Consider the following 19,560-nt stretch of genomic DNA (forward strand, 5'->3'; position numbering starts at 1 on the left):
GCCGCTTCGGCTGCCCGGCTGATCCCGCCAGGCTCGCACCGGCCGCCTGAGCGAAGCCGGCGCGGCGGCGAGCGGAACGATCGAACCGGCAACAGCGCGCGCACGGCACCCCCACCGCCGCGAGCGCCGCGCCGGCCGCTTGGCTCACCGCGCCGAACGCGTCACGCGCGATCGCGCAGCGTCTCCGATGGCCGTTTGCCGAACAGGCGCCGGTAATCGGTCGCGAACTGGCTCAGATGCCAGAAACCCCACGCCTCCGCGACGTCCTGCACCGAGCCGGCCGCGCGCCCGCACAGGTCGCGCCGCGCGCCGTTCAGCCGCAACGTGCGCAGGTAGGTCGCGGGCGCCATCCCGAGCACGTCCTGGAAGCAGTATTGCAGCGTGCGCCGGCTCACGTGCAACTGTTCGCACAGCTCGGGCACGCCCACCGGCCGCGTGCGGTGCGCGAGCACGTAGTCGCGCGCCTGGTCGACGATCCAGCGGCGCGTCGACGGCGCGGCGCCGCTGCCGCCGTCGGCCGGTTGCGCGCACGCATCGAACAGCGCGGCCAGCACTTCGGCCTGCAGGTCGTCGCGCTGCGCATCGGGCAGCGGGCCGGCCATCGCCACCGCGCCGTCGAGCCGGCGGCCGAGCAGCGCGCACAGGCGCGCGAGCCGCGCGTCGCCGACCTGCATCACGCGCTGCGTGAACAGCCGCTCGTCGAGCGCACGGTGCTCGACTTCCTCCGCATAGCGGCGCAGCACGTCGCCGCGCACGACGACGCCGTAGATCGAGAACTGCGCGGGCGTCACCAGTTCGAATTCGACGTTGCCGGGCCGGAACGCGAGCGCGCCGGGGCCGATGCGGCACGCATCGACGCGCGCCGAGCCGTCGCACACGAGCGGGATGCCGAACCAGTACGCATCGCCGCGCACTTCGCAGGCCTGGCGCAGCAGGTGGCTGGTCGATTCGCGGAACAGCTTCATCGTGTCGAGCGGCAGCTCGGTCAGCGTGCCGACGAAGCGGCCGGCCGCGAGCTGGTCGTAGGTCTGCCGCCAGCCGATCAGGTTGCGCGCCTGCTCGTCCGCATCGTGCGCGACGCTGACGACGGCCTGCCCGGCGAACGCGTCGTCGCCCTGCGCGCTGCGCCGCGTGTCTTCGGCGGTCGGCTCCTCCGTACACGCCACATGTCGATTCATCGTGTCCTCCCTCACCTGCGCGGAACCCTGCGTATCACGCAAGTCCCGTGCCGAACCGCACGGCCCGGCGAACCATCCGCCATTGCACGCTGTCCGGCCGATGCCCGCCATGCGGGCGCACCCGAACGCGGCATGCCGCGCACGCCGCCGGTGCGCTCCGCGCGGCCGCCGCGCATGCGCGCCGCTGCCCGCATATGCAGCCCGGGTACCGGGCCGGCTACGGGGCGGGCTACGGGGCCGGCTTCAGCCGCACGACCCGCGTGCCGCAATTGCCGTATGCCTGCGTGATCGCCAGTTCGACGATCGCGCTGCCGGCCGCCCACGGCGCCGCGTCCGCTTCCGGCAGACCCGCGCGCAGCGTGGCGCGACCGTTGATCCGGTAGCGCAGGCCGCGCACGAAATCGACGAACAGCAATCCGACGCCGCGGCCGTCGCAGGCGGCCGCGTCGATCCGGCCGCCGTCGCCGTCATGCGCGGCGGGCAGCGCGAAGCGCAGCGTCTTCGTGTCGATCACGCGCACCACCGGCAGCAGATCGCCGTTCGCGTCGCGCCGGCTCTGCACGATGTCGCAGGTCATCGACGCACCGGCGCCCGATGCCATGCCGACGAACATGAACGGCTGCGATTCGACGAACTGCCGCACGCCGACGCTCAGCCGCGTGGTCACGGCGTCGCTCATCCGCTCGGCTTCGTCGGCGACGCCGAAGCGGTGCTGCGCGTCGAGTTCGCCCGGATGGAATACCGGGTGGCGCGGAAAGGATCGGGGCGGTTCTGCCATGCTGGGAGCGGTTGCATGCATCGGCGCACCGTGCCGCCGCGAACAGGCGGCAGCCGGCGGCGTTGCCGGCGCCGGCCGTGCAGGGAAACGCCGCCGGCGCCGACTGTCGAACAGGGAAATCGAACCGGGCGACGTGCCGGGCCCGACCGGCCACGACACGTCGCCACGGCTTCGGCGATCAGAAGAACCCGAGCGCCTCGGCCTGATAGCTGACCAGCAGGCACTTCGTCTGCTGATAGTTCGACAGCGCCATCTTGTGCGTCTCGCGGCCGATGCCCGACTGCTTGTAGCCGCCGAACGCCGCATGCGCGGGATACAGGTGATAGCAGTTGGTCCACACGCGGCCGGCCTCGATCTCGCGGCCCATCCGGTACGCACGCGTGCCGTTGCGGGTCCACACACCCGCGCCGAGCCCGTAGAACGTGTCGTTCGCGAGTTCGATCGCTTCCTGCTCGTCCTTGAACGTCATCACCGACGCGACCGGCCCGAAGATCTCTTCCTGGAACACGCGCATCTTGTTGTTGCCGAGCAGCATCGTCGGCTTCACGTAGTAGCCCGTGCCGAGCTCGGCGGCCGGCGCCGTGCGCTCGCCGCCCGTCAGGCATTGCGCGCCTTCGCCGCGGCCGATGTCGATGTACGACAGGATCTTGTCGAGCTGCTGCTGCGACGCCTGCGCGCCGATCATCGTCTGCATGTCGAGCGGGTGGCCGGCCTTGATGCGCTCGACGCGCGCGACGGCCTTCTCGATGAAGCGGTCGTAGATCGATTCCTGGATCAGGATCCGCGACGGGCACGTGCACACTTCGCCCTGGTTCAGCGCGAACATCGCGAGCCCTTCGAGCGCCTTGTCGAGGAACGCGTCGTCCTGGTCGAGCACGTCGGCGAAGAAAATGTTCGGGCTCTTGCCGCCCAGTTCGACCGTCGACGGGATCAGGCTTTCGGCCGCCGCGCGCAGCACGTGCTTGCCGACCGGCGTCGAGCCGGTGAACGCGATCTTCGCGATCCGCTTGCTGGTCGCGAGCGCTTCGCCCGCTTCCTTGCCGAAGCCGTTCACGATGTTGATCGCGCCGGCCGGGAACAGGTCGCCGATCAGTTCCATCAGCACGAGCACCGACGCGGGCGTCTGCTCGGCCGGCTTCATCACCACGCAGCAGCCGGCCGCGAGCGCGGGCGCGAGCTTCCACGCGGCCATCAGCAGCGGGAAATTCCACGGGATGATCTGGCCGACCACGCCGAGCGGCTCGTGGAAGTGGTACGCGACGGTGTTGTCGTCGATTTCGGAGATGCCGCCTTCCTGCGCGCGGATGCAGCCCGCGAAGTAGCGGAAGTGGTCGATCGCGAGCGGCAGGTCGGCCGCCATCGTCTCGCGCAGCGGCTTGCCGTTGTCGATCGTCTCGGCCACGGCCAGCAGCTTCAGGTTCTTTTCCATCCGGTCGGCGGCGGCGAGCAGCAGGTTCGCGCGTTCGGCAACCGACGTCTTGCCCCACTTGCGGCGCGCGGCATGCGCGGCGTCGAGCGCCAGCTCGATATCGTCGGCGCCGGAGCGCGGCACGCGGCAGAACGGCTGGCCGTTGATCGGCGACACGTTCTCGAAATACTCGCCCTTCACGGGCGCCACCCACTTGCCGCCGATGTAGTTGTCGTATTGCTGGCGGTACGGGTATTCGACGTCGAGGCCCAGTTGTTTCAGGTCAAACGGGTTCATACATGTCTCCTGTTCATCGTGCTTGTGTGAGTACAGCGCCGGTTGGAATGCGCTGATCCCGTTTACGCAACATGCGTGCCAAACGGAACGGGAGCATGTCGATCGCGGCCGGCGCGCGTGCGCACCGTGCGGTGTTCACGCACGCAACACGACGGGTGTACCGATTCTGAACACCGCGGTTGCGCAGCGCTGCGGCCGGTGTTCGGAATTTCCACAGTGCGCGGCTGGGCGCTGCACGCGGCGAACGCCGCGTCGCGTGGCATGTCGCTTGCGTGCTTGTTGCGGATCCACACGCCACGGCGCACGCGCCGACCGACACCATGAACGATCGCGGCCCCCTGACCGACGACGCCATCGCGTTCATCCGCGAGCAGGCTTTCCTGATCGTTGCGACCGCCGACGCGGCCGGCAACGGCGACTGTTCGTATCGCGGCCGCCAGCCGCGCGCCGACGGTTCGTTCACGCCGCTCGTCGATATCCCGGACCGCCGCACGCTGGTGCTGCCCGACTTCGCGGGCAACAACCTGCTCAACACGATCGGCAACCTGCTGGTGAATCCGGCCATCGCGTTGCTGTTCGTCGATTTCGTGCGCCAGACGACGTGGCTCGTGCAGGGCCGCGCGACGCTCGACGAGGATCCGCGACGCCACGCGGACCTGTGGCCGGATGCGCTGCGGTGTCTGGTGATCGACGTGGAATGCGCGCAGGCGCGAACGGATGCGGACTTGCCGCCGCTCGTGCTGGCGTGATGCGCGGCGGGTGAAGCGCCCGCCGACGGAGGACCATGCGAGCTGCGTCGACCGATGTGCTGATGTGCTGATGTGCTGATGTGCTGATGTGCTGATGTGCTGATACGCCGATGCGTCGATGAGTCGATGAGTCGATGGGCCGACCCGCCGAATCACCGCGCTGCAGCGCTCAACGCCCATGCGTCTCCGCACCGGCCGGCGCGACGCGGCCGCGCGCCGACGCCTCGGCATGCGCGCGGCCGTCCGCATCGTCACCCGCTTCGTCGGCAACCGGCCGCCCACCGAGGAACCCGAACACCACCACCGCGCAGAGCACCGTGACGACGGCCAGCCCGATCAGCAGCCGGTCGAACGCGTGCGCGTAGCTCGCGATCAACGCCGCACGGCCGACACCCGGCAACGCGGCAGCCGCGCCCGCGAGATCGCCGGTCGCAAGCCGCGCGGCGGCGCGCAGCGTCGCGTCCGGCGCGCCGACAGCTCCTGCCGCCTGCGCGAGGCCGGTTTGCGCGAGCGCGGCCAGCACCGCGCCGACGATCGCCAGCGCGATTCCCTCGCCGGCCACGCGCGTCGTGCTGAAAATGCCCGTCGCCATCCCCGCGCGCTCCTTCGGCACGACGCTCACCGACAGCCCGTCCATCAGCCCCCACGGCATGCCGGCGCCGACGCCGATCGCGAGCATCGGCGCGATCGCCGCCGGCCCCGCGCCGCCGCGCAGCGCGATGCCGAGCCACACGAGCCCGCCCGCCGCGACCAGCAGCCCGAGCCCCGAGATCACGCCGGCCGACAGCCAGCGCGTGAGCGTCGCCGCGACGAGCGGCACGAAGAGCATCGGCGCGGAGATCGCGAGCATCAGCCAGCCGGCGTCGATCTCGCTGAAGCCGTCGATGCCGATGAAGCGCAGCGGCAGCACGACGAGCAGCACGATGTAGCAGCAGCAGGTCGACACCGGCAGAACCTGCACGCCGACGAAGCGCGCGATGCGAAACAGCGACAGGTCGAGCATCGGCCGCGCGACGCGCGTCTCGATCGTCACGAACGCGCACGCGCCGAGCGCCGCGCCGGCCAGCAACGCGATCACGAGCGGGCTCGACCAGCCGCGCGCGGGCGCTTCGATCACGCCGAACGTGAACAGCGTCAGCGCGGCCGTGAATGCGGCCGTGCCGGGCCAGTCGAGCCCCGTCGCGTGCGGGTCGCGCGACTCGTGCATGCGCGGCAGCCCGAACGCGAGCGACAGCACGCCGGCCACCGCGCTCGTCACGAAGATCGCGCGCCAGCCGTAATGCCCGATCAGCCCGCCGGCGAGCACGGGCCCGAACGCGAGCCCGATCCCGAAGGTCGTGCCGAGCAGGCTGAACGCACGCGTGCGCGCCGCGCCGTCGAATTCCTGCGCGAGCGCGGCCGTGCCGCCGGCCAGCGCCGCCGCCGCCGCGAGCCCTTGCGCGGCGCGCAGCAAATCAACGGCGAGCATCGACGGCGCGAACGCGAGCGCGACCGACATCAGCGTGAAGCCGCCGACGCCGATCGCGAACAGGCGCTTGCGGCCGAACTGGTCGGCCAGCGCGCCCGACGCCATCAGAAAGCTGCCGAACGCGAGCATGAACGCGTTGGTGATCCAGTTCATCGCAACCGGGCTGCCGTGCAGGTCGCGGCCGATCGCCGGCGTCGCGACCGCGCCGCCGGAAAACGACAGCGGCAGCGCGACGGCGGCCATGCAGACGGCGGCCAGCACCCATGCGCGCCGGCGCGCGGCCAGGGCTGCAGCAGTGGAAACAGGGTGATCCATCATCGCTCCTCGAAAAGCCGGCGCGGATGCGCCATCAGAGCGACAGAAGATAAATCGGATTCAATTCGCGAAAAACCACGCGAAGCTCCGTATATAACGGACTAGAATTCCGCAATTGACCTGCTGGCGTGCGTCGCCGCACGCCCTTCGATTCGATGGAAAACCTCACCGGCATCGTCGCGTTCGTCCGCACCGCCGAAGCGCTGAGCTTCGTCGCGGCCGGCCGCACGCTCGGCATCTCGGCGTCCGCGGTCGGCAAGACGATCGCGAAGCTCGAGCAGTCGCTCGGCGTGCGCCTGTTCAACCGCACGACGCGACGCGTGACGCTCACCGACGAGGGACGGCATTTCTACGAGCGCTGCCAGCGGATCCTCGAGGATTTCCGCGACGCGGAGGCGACCGTGACGGCGTCCGCGCAGCGCCCGCGCGGCAAGCTGCGCGTGAGCCTGCCGGTGATCGGCTACCGCTTCCTGCTGCCGGTGCTGCCCGAATTCCGGCGGCGTTATCCGGACGTCGAGCTCGATCTCGATTTCAACGACCGAATGGTCGACGTGGTCGAAGGCGGCTTCGACGCGGTGATCCGCAGCGGCCCGCTGTCCGATTCGAGCCTGATGTCGCGGCGGCTCGGCCCGTTCGCGTTCGTGCTGTGCGCGACGCCCGCATATCTCGCGCAAGCCGGCACGCCGCGCACGCCGCGCGAACTCGAAGCGCACGACTGCGTGCGCTACTGTTTCCCGACCACCGGCAAGCTGCAGGACTGGGCGCTCGCGGCCGACGACGGCACGCCGCTCACGCTGCGCACCGCGATGACCTGCAACAACATGGAGGCGCTGCGCGGCGCCGTGCTCGCGGGGCTCGGCATCGGCTACATGCCCGACTTCCTCGCGCGCGACGCGCTCGAACAGGGCGCGCTCGTCACCGTGCTCGACGACTACCGGATCGCGCCGGGGCAGTTCTCCATCGTGTGGCCGTCGAGCCGGCAGTTGTCGCCGAAGCTGCGCGTGTTCGTCGATTTCCTGTGCGAGCGGCTGTTCAGGTAGTCGCCCCGATCCGCTCGGCCTGCGCCGGCGGCAACAGCGCGTCGCTGTCGTCCTTCAGCCCGACGCCCGTCAGCCCGAGCCTGCGCGCATGCGTCATCAGGTAATGCAGCTTGTGCGCGGCGGCCGCGTGCGGCAGCCCTTCGGGCCGCACATTCGAGATGCAGTTGCGCAGCGCGTCGTGACAGCCGACCTTCGGCGCCCACGTCAGGTACACGCCGAGGCTGTCGGGCGAGCTGAGCCCCGGCCGTTCGCCGATCAGCACCGCGACCACCTTCGCGCGCAGCAGCTCGCCGATCTCGTCGCCGAGCGCGACGCGCGCCTGCGTCGCGACCACCACGGGGCCGATCCGCCAGCCGTCCGCGTCGAGCCGCGGCCGCACGGCCTGCAACAGCGGCAGCGCCTGCTTCGCGGCCGCGAACGCCGACAGCCCGTCGCCGACCACGAACACGACGTCGGGCGCCTCGTCGAGCGCCGCGCCGTAGCCGGCCAGCAGCCCGCGGCTGTCGTCCGACAGCTTGCGGCCGAGATCGGGCCGGCGCAGGTAGTGGTCGCGGTCGGGCGCGGCGCTCTGCACGCGCAGCGTCGGCAGCAGGCCGGCCGCCTCGATCTCGCGCCGCAGCGCATCCGCGTCGAGCGGCTGGTGCACCGCGTCGCGCGCCTGCGCATGCGACAGGTTGAAGGCCAGCAGCGGCGCGGTCGGCAGGCTGTTGCCCGCACGGCCGAGCGCGATCCGCGCGTTCGTGAACGACTTCAGTTGCGCCCACGGATTCTTCTCGACGGCGTCGCTCATGCGGAAATCCCCATCCAGTCGTTCGCGCCCGCGAGCAGCGGCACGCGTGCCGACGCCGCGCGCAGCGCGCCGTGCGCGTCGGCGATCTCCATCGTCTCCAGCCATTCCTCGAATTCGGGCGCGCGGCGCAGGCCGAGCACCTCGCGCACGTAGAGCTGGTCGTGGAACGACGTGCTCTGGTAGTTCAGCATCACGTCGTCCGCGCCCGGAATCCCCATGATGAAGTTGATGCCGGCCGCCCCCAGCAGCGTCAGCAGCGTATCCATGTCGTCCTGGTCGGCTTCCGCGTGGTTCGTGTAGCAGATGTCGCAGCCCATCGGCACGCCGAGCAGCTTGCCGCAGAAGTGATCCTCGAGGCCCGCGCGAATGATCTGCTTGCCGTCGTACAGGTATTCGGGCCCGATGAAGCCGACCACCGTGTTCACGAGGAACGGCTCGAACTTGCGCGCGACCGCATACGCGCGCACTTCGCAGGTCTGCTGGTCGACGCCGAAATGCGCGTTCGCCGACAGCGCGCTGCCCTGTCCCGTCTCGAAGTACATCAGATTGTTGCCGACCGTGCCGCGCTTCAGCGCCAGCGCGGCCTCGCGCGCCTCGCCGAGCAGCGCGAGCGAGATCCCGAAGCTCGCGTTCGCCTTCTCGGTGCCCGCGATCGACTGGAACACGAGATCGACCGGCGCGCCCTTCTCGATCGCCGCGATCGTGTTGGTCACGTGCGTGAGCACGCACGACTGCGTCGGCACGCCGTAGCGTTCGCGGAAACCGTCGATCATCGCGAGCAGCTTCACGATCGCCGCGAGGCTGTCGGTGGCCGGGTTGATGCCGATCATCGCGTCGCCGCAGCCGTACATCAGCCCGTCGAGCATCGACGCGGCGATGCCCTTCACGTCGTCGGTCGGGTGGTTCGGCTGCAGCCGCACCGACATCCGGCCGGCCAGCCCGACCGTGTTGCGAAAGCGCGTGACCACGCGGCGCTTCCTCGCGGCCGCGATCAGGTCCTGGTTGCGCATCAGCTTCGACACGGCCGCGACCATCTCCGGCGTGAGGCCCGGCGCGATCCGCTCGAGCGCCGCGCCGTCGGCCGCGGGCGACAGCAGCCAGTTGCGGAAATCGCCGACGGTGAGGTGCGAGATCTCCGCGAACGCGTGCGCGTCGTGATCGTCGATGATCAGGCGCGTGACCTCGTCGTCTTCATACGGGATCACCGCGTCGTTCAGGAACGCCTTCAGCGGCACGCCCGCGAGCGCGATCTTCGCGGCGACGCGCTCCTCCTCGCTCGCCGCCGCGACGCCGGCGAGCTGATCGCCGGAACGCAGCGGGCTCGCCTTCGCGAGCAGCGTCTTCAGGTCCGCGAAGCGGTACGTGCGCGGACCGATCGTCTCCGTATAGGACATCGTTCGAATCTCCTTGCCAAAAGCCGACGGCGCGCCCGTTCGACGGGGCGCGCCGGATGCCGTCAGGAACGGCCTTTCACGTTCGCCGTCGTCATCCTGCTCACTCCTCCAGCAGTGCGTCGCCGGGCGCGCTCGCGCGCTGCGATCGGGTCGCGAGGAAGTACGCGTAGCCGACCGCGAGGAAGCCGACGAACACCAGCGCGACCAGCCCGTTGAAATACACCATCGTACCGAGGCAGACGAGCGCCGCCAGGATCGCGAACGCCGGGAAGATCGGGTACAGCGGCGCGCGGAACGGCCGCGCCATGTTCGGCTGCGAGCGGCGCAGCTTGAACAGCGCCGCCATGCTGACGATATACATCACGATCGCCCCGAACACCGACATCGTCACGATATTCGCGGTGAGCGTCTGCCCGCCGAACTGGATCAGCTCGTCGCTATAGATCGCGGCGATCCCGACCACGCCGCCGGCGAGGATCGCGCGATGCGGCGTCTTGAAGCGCGGATGCACCTTCCCGAGCCATTCGGGCAGATAGCCTTCGCGGGCCAGCGCGAAGATCTGGCGCGAATAGCCGAGGATGATCCCGTGAAACGACGCGACGAGCCCGAACAGCCCGAGCCACACCAGCATGTGCATCCAGCCGCTGTTCGCGCCGACGATGTACTTCATCGCCTGCGGCAGCGGGTCGTTGATGTTCGCGAGCTTGGTCCAGTCGCCCGCGCCGCCGGCGAACACCATCACGCCGATCGCGAGCGCCACGAGGGTCAGGATCCCGGCCACGTACGCGATCGGAATCGAGCGCTTCGGGTTCTTCGCTTCCTCGGCCGCCATCGCGACGCCCTCGATCGCGAGGAAGAACCAGATCGCGAACGGAATCGCCGCGAACATCCCGTGGAACGCGCCCAGGCTGAAATGGTCGGCGCCCGACCAGCCGCCCTTCGTGAAATTGCTCCACGCGAAGCCCGGCGACACGACGCCCATGAACACCAGCAGCTCGAAGATCGCGAGCAGCGTGACGACGAGCTCGAAGGTCGCCGCGATCTGCACGCCGACGATGTTCAGCGCCATGAACACGAGATACGCGCCCATCGCCGCGTGTTTCGGCTCGAGCCCCGGAAACTGCACGTGCAGGTACGCGCCGATCGCGAGCGCGATCGCGGGCGGCGCGAACACGAACTCGACGAGCGTCGCCGCGCCGGCCAGATAGCCGCCGGTCGGGCCGAACGCGCGGCGCGCATACGCGAACGGGCCGCCCGCGTGCGGGATCGACGTCGTCAGCTCGGTGAAACTGAAGATGAAGGTGGTGTACATCGCCGCGACGAACAGCGCGGTGATCACAAAACCCAGCGTGCCCGCGCTCGCCCAGCCGTAGCTCCAGCCGAAGTATTCGCCGGAAATCACGAGGCCGACCGCGATGCCCCACAGTTGCCAGGTCCCGAGCGTCTGCTGCAGCGCGGGCTGGCCGGAGGACTTGGCGCCGGCGGCGGGCCGGCCATTCGACTCTGCTTTCATCGGACTCTCTCCTCAAGGGCGCCGGGCCTGCGGGCCCGCGCGACTGAGAATCGATGCTAGAGAGTCATTAAACGACGTGTTATCGAAATTCGGCAAAGATCGCGGCTGACATTTCGCTTGCGGAAATGCTCGCTGAAACGCCAGCCGCGCGGGTTGCCGAAGGCTTGCGGAAACGCCGGCCGCGCGGGCTGGAACGCCGATCCGGCCCTTCCGATGCGGGCCGGATCGCGCGTGCTTACTGGCCGCCGCCGCGCTGGTTGAACCAGCGGTCGAGCAGCTTGCCGGCCGCTTCCCGGCCGCCGAGGCCGAACGACAGCGCAACGGCCACCGCGATCGCGCCGAGCACGAGGCCGAACGCGAGCTGGACGATTTCGTTCGCGATGCCCATCGCGCGCAGCCCCATCGCGAACACGAGGCCGAGGATCGCGAACTGCGCGATGCGCGCGAACAGCACGCTGTGCTCGCGGTCGGCCTGCTCGATCACGCGGCGCGCGAGGCCGGCGAGCCATACGCCGATCACGAGGATCACGCCGCCCATCAGCACGTGGCCGCCGAATTCGATGAACAGCGTGACGACGTCGCGCACCTGCGTGAAGCCGAGCCGGTTCGCGGCCTCGACCGACGCGAACAGCATCGCGAAGAACACGATCAGCCGCGCGACCAGCACCGACGGCTGCAGGATCCCCGAGAACACGCGCTCGACGCCGAGCACGGCCGGCAGCCCGTCGACACCGGCCGCTTCCAGCAGCTTCTGCGCGAGCGACGCGACGAAGCGCGCGAAGTAGAACGTGACCAGCACGATCACGATCGCCGCGACGATGTCCGGCACCGCGCCGAGGAACTGGTTCAGCATGTTGGTGGCGGGGATCGAGATCGCGTCGATCTTCAGCGCGTCGAGCGCGGAGATCAGCGTCGGCACGAACACGAACACGTAGACGATCGTGCCGACCAGGCTCGACACGCGCACGGGCGTCGGGCTGTCGATTCCTTGCGTGAGGCGGTCGGCGCCGGCGGCGACCAGCAGGTTCGTCACGAGGCCGCGCAGCACGCGCGCGACGACCCAGCCGACGAAGCCGATCACCGCGGCCGCGAAAAGGTTCGGCACGATCGCGAGCAGCTTGTCGACCATTCCCTGCACCGGCGACAGCAGGCCCGACAGCGCGAACGAGCCGAGGATCGCCGGCAGGAACATCAGGATCACGAGCCAGAACAGCACGTCGCCGAGATAGCCGCTCATCGGCTGCATGCCGGCGCTTTCGGACAGCGTGGCGTCGACCTTGCTCGCCTTCAGCGCGCGGTTCGCGAGGCTGCGCAGCAGCGACGCGATCAGCCACGCGATCAGCGTCAGCGCCGCGCCGCCGATCAGGTTCGGCAGGTAGTTGACGATGTGCGTGACGAGCAGCGAGAACGGATTGGACACCGCGTACAGGTTGAGCACGTTGAAGATGCCCACCGCGGTGACGAGCAGCACGAGCCAGAACAGGCCGCCGGCGATGATGCGTTCGACGCATGCGCCCTGGCCGGTGCTGTCGGTGATCCGCTGATCGACCTTCAGCGCGTTGAGCAGCCGGAGCGCACCGGCCCGCACCGCGACGGCGATCAGCCAGCCGATCACCAGGATGCCGATCGCGCCGGCGATCTTCGGCAGGTATCCGCCTAGCGTGGTCTGCAGCGACGTGATGAAGCTGGAAGCATCCATTTCTTCTTCTCCCGAAAAACGTGGCGTTGCGATTGAACATCGACGAACTACCTGCGTACTTCGAAATGCGTGCTGCCCCGTGCGAGCAACTTACCCGAGAAAAATGACGCGTTCATCCGATTTCACCGTCTTTAACTTTAGTCATAGATCGCGGAGGGACAAGACCCCATTTCGGTGAAATAAAAAGGGGACGGACTTCGGGCGGCTACGCATTTCCGCAAGATTTGTCCATTCGGCCCGTGCTACCGTGGCGTCGGTTCCAGCCCGGACACGCCGATGCCCCCAGCCGACACAAAAACCGACCCGCCCGCATGGGCCCGCTACGCGGCCAGCGTGGCCCGTGTTCACGCGTACATCGGCGCGCATCTCGACGGCCCGCTCGACCTGAACCGGCTCGCCGAAGTCGCGTGCCTGTCGCCGTATCACTGGCAGCGCGTCTACCGCGCGCTGTACGGCGAATCGATCGTGCTGACGGTGCGGCGGATGCGGATCGTGCGGGCGTCCGAGGATCTGGTCTGCACCGCGCGGCCGCTCGACGAGATCGCGCGGCGCGCGGGCTACGGGTCGACGCACGCGTTCGCGCGGGCGTTTCGCGACGCGTACGGCGTGCTGCCGGCGGAGCATCGCCGCACGGGCACACACCGGCCGATTTATCCACTACAGCGAGGAGAGGAAGACATGTTCAAGCATGAAGTCGAGATCCGGCGTCTGCCGGAACTGCGCGGCTACGCGGTGGCGCATACCGGCGCATACCTGAAGGTCGGCGACGCGTTCGGCCGGATCGGCGCGTGGGCCGGGCAGCACGGGCTGATCGGCCCGGGCGCGAAGATGATCGGGATTTTCTACGACGATCCGGACACGACGCCCGAAGCACAGTTGCGCGCGAAAGCGTGCCTGATGCCGGCCGACGGCGCGCCGGACGTCGCGCCCGTGCCGCCGGTCGAGCGTGCGACGATCGCAGGCGGCGAATACGCGGTGCTGTTGCATACGGGGCCGTATGCGGACCTGAAAACGGCCTACCAGTGGCTCTACGGCGACTGGCTGCGTCACTCGGGCCGCGAAGCCGCCGACGCGCCGCCGTTCGAGCTGTACCTCAATACGCCGATGGACGCGGCGCCGGCCGACCTGCGCACCGAAATTCACCTGCCGTTGCGCTGAGTAAAGGGTGCGTAGAGGGTGCGTCGTGGAGCCGTATCCTGACGGACCGCGACGATATTGCCGGCGCGAGCATGCCGGGGACGACATCGGGCATGCCGGTGCGCCGGCCGTCGAACGAAGCGTGCCGGCCTGTGCTCATGCGCAGCCGGCACGAACGCGCGGAAATCTTCAAGCCGCCTGCGTTCCGCAGCCGGGACAGAACCGCGCGTCGGCCGCCAGCGCCGCGTGACAGCGGCTGCAGGCCTTGCCGCGTTGCGCCGCGCCGCACTGCGCGCAAAAGCGTGCATCGGCCGCGTTGAGTGCGCCGCAGCCCGCGCACGCGAGCTGGCTCAGCGCCAGATTGCCGCCCTGGCCACCGTTGCCCACATCGGCCGGCGCCTGCCAGCCCCAGCCGTGGCGATCGCGGCCGCGCGCATCGTGGCCGCCGTTTCCGCCCTGGCGCGGCCCGCCGTGATGCCCGCCGCCGTGGCCGCCGTGGCCGCCGTGGCCGCTATTGCCGTGCCCGCCGCCGTGGCCGCCGAAGATCCGTTTCAGAAAACTCATCGCCCGCTCCTCAACGCTTGGCCGGTGCGCCGCCGAACGCCCCGGAGGACGACAGCAGCCGCAAGCCGTTGGCCACGACGATCAGGCTTGCGCCCGCGTCCGCGAAGACCGCCATCCACATCGTGCCGAGCCCCGCGACGGTAAGCCCGAGAAACACGACCTTCACGCCGAGCGCGAAGCCGATGTTCTGTACCAGCACGCGGTGCGTCGCGCGCGACAGCCGCACGAACGCGGGAATCTTGCGCAGGTCGTCGTCCATCAGCGCGACGTCGGCCGTCTCGATCGCCGTGTCGGTGCCCATCGCGCCCATCGCGAAGCCGATGTCGGCGCGCGCGAGCGCCGGCGCATCGTTGATCCCGTCGCCGACCATCCCGACCGCGCCCGCGCCGCCCGCGGACAGTTCCTCGACCGCCGCGAGCTTGTCTTCCGGCAACTGGTTGCCGCGCGCGTCGTCGATGCCCGCTTGCTTGGCGATCGCCTGAGCGGTGTGCGGGTTGTCGCCCGTCAGCATCGCGGTGCGGATGCCGAGCGCATGCAGATCGGCGATCGCGGCGCGGCTCGTGTCCTTGATCGTGTCGGCCACCGCGAAGATACCGAGCACGCGCGTTTCGTCGACCAGCACGACGACGCTCTTGCCCTGCCGCTCCAGCGCGTCGAGCTTCGTCTCGAGCGCCGCCGAGCAGCGCTCGAGCTCCTCGACGAGGCGGTGGTTGCCGAGCCAGTAGCGCGCGCCGTCGATCGTGCCGCGCACGCCGCGCCCGACGATCGCTTCGAAGTCCTGCACGTCGGCGAATGCCGTCGTGCCGGCGTCGCGCGCCGCGGCGGCAATCGCCTGCGACACCGGGTGATCGGAGCGCGCCGCGAGGCTCGCGCCGAGGTGCCGCACGCGCGCCGCATCGGCATCGTCCGCATGCACGTCGAAGTCGGTCTGCACCGGCTTGCCGTGCGTGATCGTGCCGGTCTTGTCGAGCGCGAGCCACGCGAGCTTGCGCCCTTCCTCCAGATAGACGCCGCCCTTCACGAGAATTCCGCGCCGCGCCGCGGCCGCGAGCCCCGACACGATCGTCACCGGCGTCGAGATCACCAGCGCGCACGGGCACGCGATCACGAGCAGCACCAGCGCGCGGTAGATCCAGTCGTGCCACGCGCCGCCCATCACGAGCGGCGGCGCCACCGCGACCAGCAGCGCGACCGCGAACACGATCGGCGTGTAGACGCGCGCGAACTGGTCGACGAAGCGCTGCGTCGGCGCCTTCGCGCCCTGCGCTTCCTCGACCGCGTGGATGATCCGCGCGAGCGTCGAGTGGGCCGCGACGGCCGTCACGCGGTATTCGAACGAACCCGATTCGTTGATCGTGCCCGCGTAGACGGCGTCGCCGCTCGCCTTTTCGACGGGCAGGCTCTCGCCGGTGATCGGCGCCTGGTTGACCGTCGAGCGGCCCGCGACGACTTCGCCGTCCAGCCCGATCCGCTCGCCCGGCTTCACGCGCACGACGGCGCCGAGCGCGACCTGCGCGGCCTCGATCGTGCGCCACGAACCGTCGGCCTGCTGCACGGTCGCGGTGTCCGGCGCGAGCTGCATCAGCCCCTGGATCGCATTGCGCGCGCGGTCGAGCGACTTCGCCTCGATCAGCTCGGCGATCGTAAACAGCACCATCACCATCGCGGCTTCCGGCCACTGGCCGATCGCCATCGCGCCCGTCACCGCGATGCTCATCAGCGCGTTGATGTTCAGGTTGCCGTTGCGGATCGCGATCCAGCCCTTCTTGTACGTGGTGAGCCCGCACGCGAGCACCGCGGCGAGCGCGAGCGCCGCCGACAGCCACACCGGCAGCCCGGCCCAGGTCGCGCCTTCGGACGCGATCGCGGCGACGCCGGCGAGCGCCAGCGGCCACCACGGCTTCGCCGGCGGCGGCGCGGCGGGCGCCGACGGTGCATCGGCCGTCGCGGCCTCCGGCGTCATCCCGAGCGTGCGGATCGCGCCTTCGATCGCCGGCTGCGCGCCGGGCACGTGCTCGACGGTCAGCATCCGCTGCATCAGGTTGAATTCGAGCGCCGACACTTCGCTCATCCCGCCGAGCTTCTTGCGGATCAGCGTTTCCTCGGTCGGGCAGTCCATCTGCATGATCCGGAACGCGGAGCGCACGTGGCCCGACGCGGTCGCCTGCGCGACCGGCAGCGGCGCGAGCGTCAGCGCGGCCGGCGCGCAGCAGTCGCCGGCCGCGTGGTCGTGGTCGTGGTCGTGGTCGTGGTCGTGGTCGTGGTCGTGGTCGTGGTCGTGGTCGTGGTCGTGGTCGTGGTCGTGGCCGACATGGTCATGCGCGGCGTGGTCGTGCGAACACGTGGCGCCATGCTCATGCGTATCGTCACGCGCGTCGTCGTGATCGTGGTCATGACCCGCGTCGCCGTGTGCGGCGTGATCGTGCCCGTGGTCGTGGCCATGGCCGTGCGCGCGCGCGCCGGCCGCCGGCACCGCATCGACCACGGCCGCCGTCTGCGTGTCGCGCGCATCGGCGCAGCACGCATCGGCGCCGCCGGCATGACGGTGTCGTGGGTCGGGGGTGCGCTTGGCGTCGGTCATGACAACCTCCTTTGTGGCTTGACGGTGTAGAGTTAACACCCTGAAGCCACTACAAGGTCAACCCTTGCACGGGAGAAAGGCATGAAGATTGGCGAACTGGCCAAAGCGGCCCGCTGCACGCCCGAGACGATCCGTTTCTACGAGAAAGAGGGTCTGATGCCGGACGCGGAGCGCACCGATTCGAACTACCGCAACTACACCGACGTGCACGTCGAGCGGCTGCGCTTCATCCGCAACTGCCGCGCGCTCGACATGGCGCACGACGAAATCCGCGCGCTGCTGCGGCTCACCGATACGCCGGCCGACCGCTGCGATTCGATCAATTCGCTGCTCGACGATCACATCGGACACGTCGATGCGCGCCTCGCCGAACTCACGCATCTGCGCAACCAGCTCACCGAATTGCGCCGCCAGTGCGTGGGCGAGCATTCGGTCGAGGATTGCGGCATCGTGCACGGTCTCGCGACGATGGAAACCGTCGCGCCAGCCGCAAAGCGCTCGCACCTGGGCTGAAACCCTTGTCAAACAAGATAGTCTCCTTGAGAATAGTTATATTATTACTAGACATACTTTAACTATTCATGTCCACGAGCCGCCCGTCCCCACTCGCGCTGGCCGTCCTTGCGACGCTCACCGAAGCGCCGATGCATCCGTACGGGATGCTGCAGCAACTGAAGGCCCGCGGGTACGACGAAGTCGTCAACGTGCGGCAGCGCACGAGCCTCTACCAGACGATCGACCGCCTGCTGCGCGACGGGCTGATCGCCGTGCACGACACCGAGCGCGACGGCGCGTTTCCGGAGCGCACCGTGTATGCGCTGACCGAAGCCGGGCACACCGCGGGGCAGGCGTGGCTGCATGCGTTGCTCGCGGAGCCCGCGCGTGAATTTCCGGCATTCGGCGCCGGTCTCGCGTTCCTGCCGCTGCTCGATGCCGAAGATGCGCGCCACCAGCTCGAGTTGCGCATCGCGCGGCTCGACGCCGAGCGCGAGCGGCTGGAAGCGCTGCGCGCCGCCGCGCAGGCCGACCAGGTGCCGCGCCTGTTCCTGCTGCAGAACGAACATGCGCTCGTGCTGCTCAATGCGGAGCTCGACTGGGCGCGCAGCGTCGTCGAACACCTGAAGATCGGCGCGCTGCGCTGGGTGGACGGTTGACGCGTCGCGCCGACCGTTTTCCGCCGGCGGCGGGCGGCGGGCGACGGGCGCCGGCCGCGTCACAGCACCTTGCCGGGATTCAGGATGCCGCGCGGGTCGAGCGCGGCCTTCAGGCGCCGCATCAGCCCGATTTCCGCGTCGCTGCGCGTGTGCGCGAGATAAGGACGCTTGAGCGCGCCGATCCCGTGCTCGGCCGACACGGAGCCGCCCATGTCGCGCACCGCCGCATACACGCAGTGATCGAGCGCGTCGGCGTCCGCGTCGGTCATGTCGGTCAGCGACACGCCGATATGCACGTTGCCGTCGCCGACATGGCCGAAGAACAGGCACGTGAGCGCCGGCCAGCGCGCGCGCAACGCCGCCTCGCAGCGTTCGGCGAACGCGCCGAGTTCGCCCGTCGGCAAGCTGACGTCGAAGTTGACGAGATTGGGCAGCGCATCGATCGCGAGGCCTTCGCGCAGCGTCCACAAGTCCCGCGCCTGCCGCTCGGAAGTCGCGAGCACCGCATCGTCGACGAGCCCCGCATCGAACCCGGCGGCCAGCCCCGTTTCCAGCGCCTGGTGCGCATCGCCGCCCGGCGCGCTCGTCGCGCATTCGATCAACACCACGAAGCCGCCAGCGCCGACGAACGGCGCCGACACCCCGGGTGTATGGCGCGCGACGTAGTCGTAGAACGCCGGCCACATCGCCTCGAAACTGACGACTTCCGGCAGCGTGCGGACACGATTCCACAGCGCGACCACCGCATCGTAGTCGCGCACGCGGCAAAGCGCCGTGGCCGGCGCCGCCAGCAACGGATGCAGCCGCAGCACCGCGCGCGTGACGACGCCGAGCGTCCCTTCGCTGCCGATGAAGAGCTGCTTCAGGTCGTAGCCCGCGTTGTTCTTCAGCATCCGGTTCATCGACGACACGACCGTGCCGTCCGCGAGCACCGCCTCGAGCCCGAGCACCTGCTCGCGCATCATCCCGTAGCGGATCGCGCGCGTGCCGCCCGCATTGGTCGCGAGCATGCCGCCGATCTGGCACGAGCCGCGCGCGCCGAGATCGACGCCGAACGTGAAGCCCGCCGCTTGCGCGGCTTCCTGCACCGTCTGCAGCGGCGTGCCCGCGCGCACGGTGATCGTGCCGGCCGCCGCGTCGAGCGCGTCGATGCCCGCGAAGCGCTCCATCGACAGCACGACCTCGCCGCCGAGCGCGACCGCGCCGCGCGCGAGCCCCGTCAGTCCGCCTTGCGGCACGACCGGCTGGCCGAGCCGCGTGCACAGCGCGAGCGTGCGCGACACGTCGTCGACGTTGCGCGGGCGCACCAGCGCACGCGGCCGCACGCCGGCCGGCTCGTTGTACGCGGTGAAGTAGCGCGGATCGATATCGGCCGCGCGCGTGACGAGCGCGTCGCCCAGTTCGGCGGCGAGCACGGCATCGACGGCCTCGTCCGGCAGCCGCATGCCGTCCGGTTCGCTGCCCGTGGCGCCCGGGTTCGGGGTCGGCATCGTGC

16 protein-coding genes are annotated in these 19,560 nt (G+C 69.7%); 5 read left to right on the top strand and 11 right to left on the bottom strand.

The features are described from left to right. Positions 1-161 precede the first annotated feature (161 nt). The 3 genes from WS64_RS10680 to exaC form a co-directional block, all read right to left on the bottom strand. The gene (locus tag WS64_RS10680; protein ID WP_059638453.1) at positions 162-1,178 is read right to left on the bottom strand and encodes a helix-turn-helix domain-containing protein; all 1,017 of its coding nucleotides are present in this window, start codon (positions 1,176-1,178) and stop codon (positions 162-164) included. A gap of 229 nt (positions 1,179-1,407) precedes the next feature. Next, positions 1,408-1,956 carry a hypothetical protein gene (locus tag WS64_RS10685; RefSeq protein WP_060966427.1) on the bottom strand — a complete coding sequence of 183 codons (549 nt, stop codon included), beginning with the start codon at positions 1,954-1,956 and terminating at the stop codon, positions 1,408-1,410. Positions 1,957-2,134: 178 nt separating this feature from the next. Then, the gene (gene exaC, locus WS64_RS10690; protein ID WP_059580582.1) at positions 2,135-3,661 is read right to left on the bottom strand and encodes an acetaldehyde dehydrogenase ExaC; all 1,527 of its coding nucleotides are present in this window, start codon (positions 3,659-3,661) and stop codon (positions 2,135-2,137) included. Between the two features lie 320 nt (positions 3,662-3,981). Between exaC and WS64_RS10695 the strand changes: the two genes are divergently transcribed. Further along, positions 3,982-4,410, top strand: a complete 429-nt coding sequence (locus WS64_RS10695; RefSeq protein ID WP_060966428.1) for a pyridoxamine 5'-phosphate oxidase family protein — start codon at positions 3,982-3,984, stop codon at positions 4,408-4,410. Positions 4,411-4,579: 169 nt separating this feature from the next. Here WS64_RS10695 and WS64_RS10700 read toward each other — a convergent pair whose 3' ends face one another. Beyond that, complete coding sequence (locus WS64_RS10700) at positions 4,580-6,193, bottom strand: MFS transporter (RefSeq protein ID WP_060966429.1); 1,614 nt, start codon at positions 6,191-6,193, stop codon at positions 4,580-4,582. A gap of 155 nt (positions 6,194-6,348) precedes the next feature. On the opposite strand from WS64_RS10700, the gene WS64_RS10705 reads away from it, so the two are divergent. Beyond that, positions 6,349-7,233 (top strand): LysR family transcriptional regulator, encoded by an 885-nt coding sequence (locus WS64_RS10705; RefSeq protein WP_059638463.1) that lies wholly within the window; start codon positions 6,349-6,351, stop codon positions 7,231-7,233. Here WS64_RS10705 and eutC read toward each other — a convergent pair. From eutC to WS64_RS10725, 4 genes are all read right to left on the bottom strand, one after another. Beyond that, positions 7,226-8,023 carry an ethanolamine ammonia-lyase subunit EutC gene (eutC, locus tag WS64_RS10710; protein ID WP_059580566.1) on the bottom strand — a complete coding sequence of 266 codons (798 nt, stop codon included), beginning with the start codon at positions 8,021-8,023 and terminating at the stop codon, positions 7,226-7,228. The two genes, WS64_RS10705 and eutC, sit on opposite strands and share 8 nt — an antisense overlap. Further along, on the bottom strand, positions 8,020-9,417 hold the full coding sequence (locus tag WS64_RS10715) for an ethanolamine ammonia-lyase subunit EutB (RefSeq protein WP_060966430.1): 1,398 nt from the start codon (positions 9,415-9,417) through the stop codon (positions 8,020-8,022). The genes eutC and WS64_RS10715 overlap by 4 nt, the downstream gene beginning before the upstream one ends. A gap of 100 nt (positions 9,418-9,517) precedes the next feature. Further along, positions 9,518-10,930, bottom strand: coding sequence for an ethanolamine permease (gene eat, locus WS64_RS10720; RefSeq protein WP_059638470.1), 1,413 nt, complete (start codon positions 10,928-10,930; stop codon positions 9,518-9,520). Positions 10,931-11,165: 235 nt separating this feature from the next. Next, the gene (locus WS64_RS10725) at positions 11,166-12,629 is read right to left on the bottom strand and encodes a mechanosensitive ion channel (protein ID WP_060966431.1); all 1,464 of its coding nucleotides are present in this window, start codon (positions 12,627-12,629) and stop codon (positions 11,166-11,168) included. 276 nt (positions 12,630-12,905) lie between these two features. Here WS64_RS10725 and WS64_RS10730 point away from each other — a divergent pair, with 276 nt between their 5' ends. Beyond that, entirely contained in the window at positions 12,906-13,787 is an 882-nt protein-coding gene (locus WS64_RS10730; RefSeq protein WP_060966432.1) for an AraC family transcriptional regulator, read from the top strand. 168 nt (positions 13,788-13,955) lie between these two features. Here the strand turns inward: WS64_RS10730 and WS64_RS10735 are convergent, their stop codons facing one another. Further along, positions 13,956-14,330 (bottom strand): zinc ribbon domain-containing protein, encoded by a 375-nt coding sequence (locus WS64_RS10735; protein WP_060966433.1) that lies wholly within the window; start codon positions 14,328-14,330, stop codon positions 13,956-13,958. Between the two features lie 10 nt (positions 14,331-14,340). Further along, entirely contained in the window at positions 14,341-16,911 is a 2,571-nt protein-coding gene (locus WS64_RS10740) for a heavy metal translocating P-type ATPase (protein ID WP_060966434.1), read from the bottom strand. Between the two features lie 81 nt (positions 16,912-16,992). On the opposite strand from WS64_RS10740, the gene cadR reads away from it, so the two are divergent. Both cadR and WS64_RS10750 read left to right on the top strand, forming a co-directional pair. Beyond that, the gene (cadR, locus tag WS64_RS10745; RefSeq protein ID WP_059580548.1) at positions 16,993-17,424 is read left to right on the top strand and encodes a Cd(II)/Pb(II)-responsive transcriptional regulator; all 432 of its coding nucleotides are present in this window, start codon (positions 16,993-16,995) and stop codon (positions 17,422-17,424) included. A gap of 68 nt (positions 17,425-17,492) precedes the next feature. Continuing rightward, entirely contained in the window at positions 17,493-18,065 is a 573-nt protein-coding gene (locus WS64_RS10750; protein ID WP_060966435.1) for a PadR family transcriptional regulator, read from the top strand. Positions 18,066-18,124: 59 nt separating this feature from the next. On the opposite strand, the gene WS64_RS10755 is transcribed toward WS64_RS10750, so the two are convergent. After that, positions 18,125-19,555, bottom strand: a complete 1,431-nt coding sequence (locus WS64_RS10755) for an FAD-binding oxidoreductase (protein ID WP_060966940.1) — start codon at positions 19,553-19,555, stop codon at positions 18,125-18,127. Positions 19,556-19,560: the final 5 nt, after the last annotated feature.

It is taken from the genome of Burkholderia anthina (assembly GCF_001547525.1).
GTDB lineage: Bacteria > Pseudomonadota > Gammaproteobacteria > Burkholderiales > Burkholderiaceae > Burkholderia > Burkholderia semiarida.

What these genes read in the sequence shown, in the direction of transcription:
- WS64_RS10680 (WP_059638453.1), bottom strand. Translation starts at nt 1,178, where the DNA reads ATGAATCGACATGTGGCGTGTACGGAGGAGCCGACCGCCGAAGACACG.
- WS64_RS10685 (WP_060966427.1), bottom strand. Translation starts at nt 1,956, where the DNA reads ATGGCAGAACCGCCCCGATCCTTTCCGCGCCACCCGGTATTCCATCCG.
- exaC (WP_059580582.1), bottom strand. Translation starts at nt 3,661, where the DNA reads ATGAACCCGTTTGACCTGAAACAACTGGGCCTCGACGTCGAATACCCG.
- WS64_RS10695 (WP_060966428.1), top strand. Translation starts at nt 3,982, where the DNA reads ATGAACGATCGCGGCCCCCTGACCGACGACGCCATCGCGTTCATCCGC.
- WS64_RS10700 (WP_060966429.1), bottom strand. Translation starts at nt 6,193, where the DNA reads ATGGATCACCCTGTTTCCACTGCTGCAGCCCTGGCCGCGCGCCGGCGC.
- WS64_RS10705 (WP_059638463.1), top strand. Translation starts at nt 6,349, where the DNA reads ATGGAAAACCTCACCGGCATCGTCGCGTTCGTCCGCACCGCCGAAGCG.
- eutC (WP_059580566.1), bottom strand. Translation starts at nt 8,023, where the DNA reads ATGAGCGACGCCGTCGAGAAGAATCCGTGGGCGCAACTGAAGTCGTTC.
- WS64_RS10715 (WP_060966430.1), bottom strand. Translation starts at nt 9,417, where the DNA reads ATGTCCTATACGGAGACGATCGGTCCGCGCACGTACCGCTTCGCGGAC.
- eat (WP_059638470.1), bottom strand. Translation starts at nt 10,930, where the DNA reads ATGAAAGCAGAGTCGAATGGCCGGCCCGCCGCCGGCGCCAAGTCCTCC.
- WS64_RS10725 (WP_060966431.1), bottom strand. Translation starts at nt 12,629, where the DNA reads ATGGATGCTTCCAGCTTCATCACGTCGCTGCAGACCACGCTAGGCGGA.
- WS64_RS10730 (WP_060966432.1), top strand. Translation starts at nt 12,906, where the DNA reads ATGCCCCCAGCCGACACAAAAACCGACCCGCCCGCATGGGCCCGCTAC.
- WS64_RS10735 (WP_060966433.1), bottom strand. Translation starts at nt 14,330, where the DNA reads ATGAGTTTTCTGAAACGGATCTTCGGCGGCCACGGCGGCGGGCACGGC.
- WS64_RS10740 (WP_060966434.1), bottom strand. Translation starts at nt 16,911, where the DNA reads ATGACCGACGCCAAGCGCACCCCCGACCCACGACACCGTCATGCCGGC.
- cadR (WP_059580548.1), top strand. Translation starts at nt 16,993, where the DNA reads ATGAAGATTGGCGAACTGGCCAAAGCGGCCCGCTGCACGCCCGAGACG.
- WS64_RS10750 (WP_060966435.1), top strand. Translation starts at nt 17,493, where the DNA reads ATGTCCACGAGCCGCCCGTCCCCACTCGCGCTGGCCGTCCTTGCGACG.
- WS64_RS10755 (WP_060966940.1), bottom strand. Translation starts at nt 19,555, where the DNA reads ATGCCGACCCCGAACCCGGGCGCCACGGGCAGCGAACCGGACGGCATG.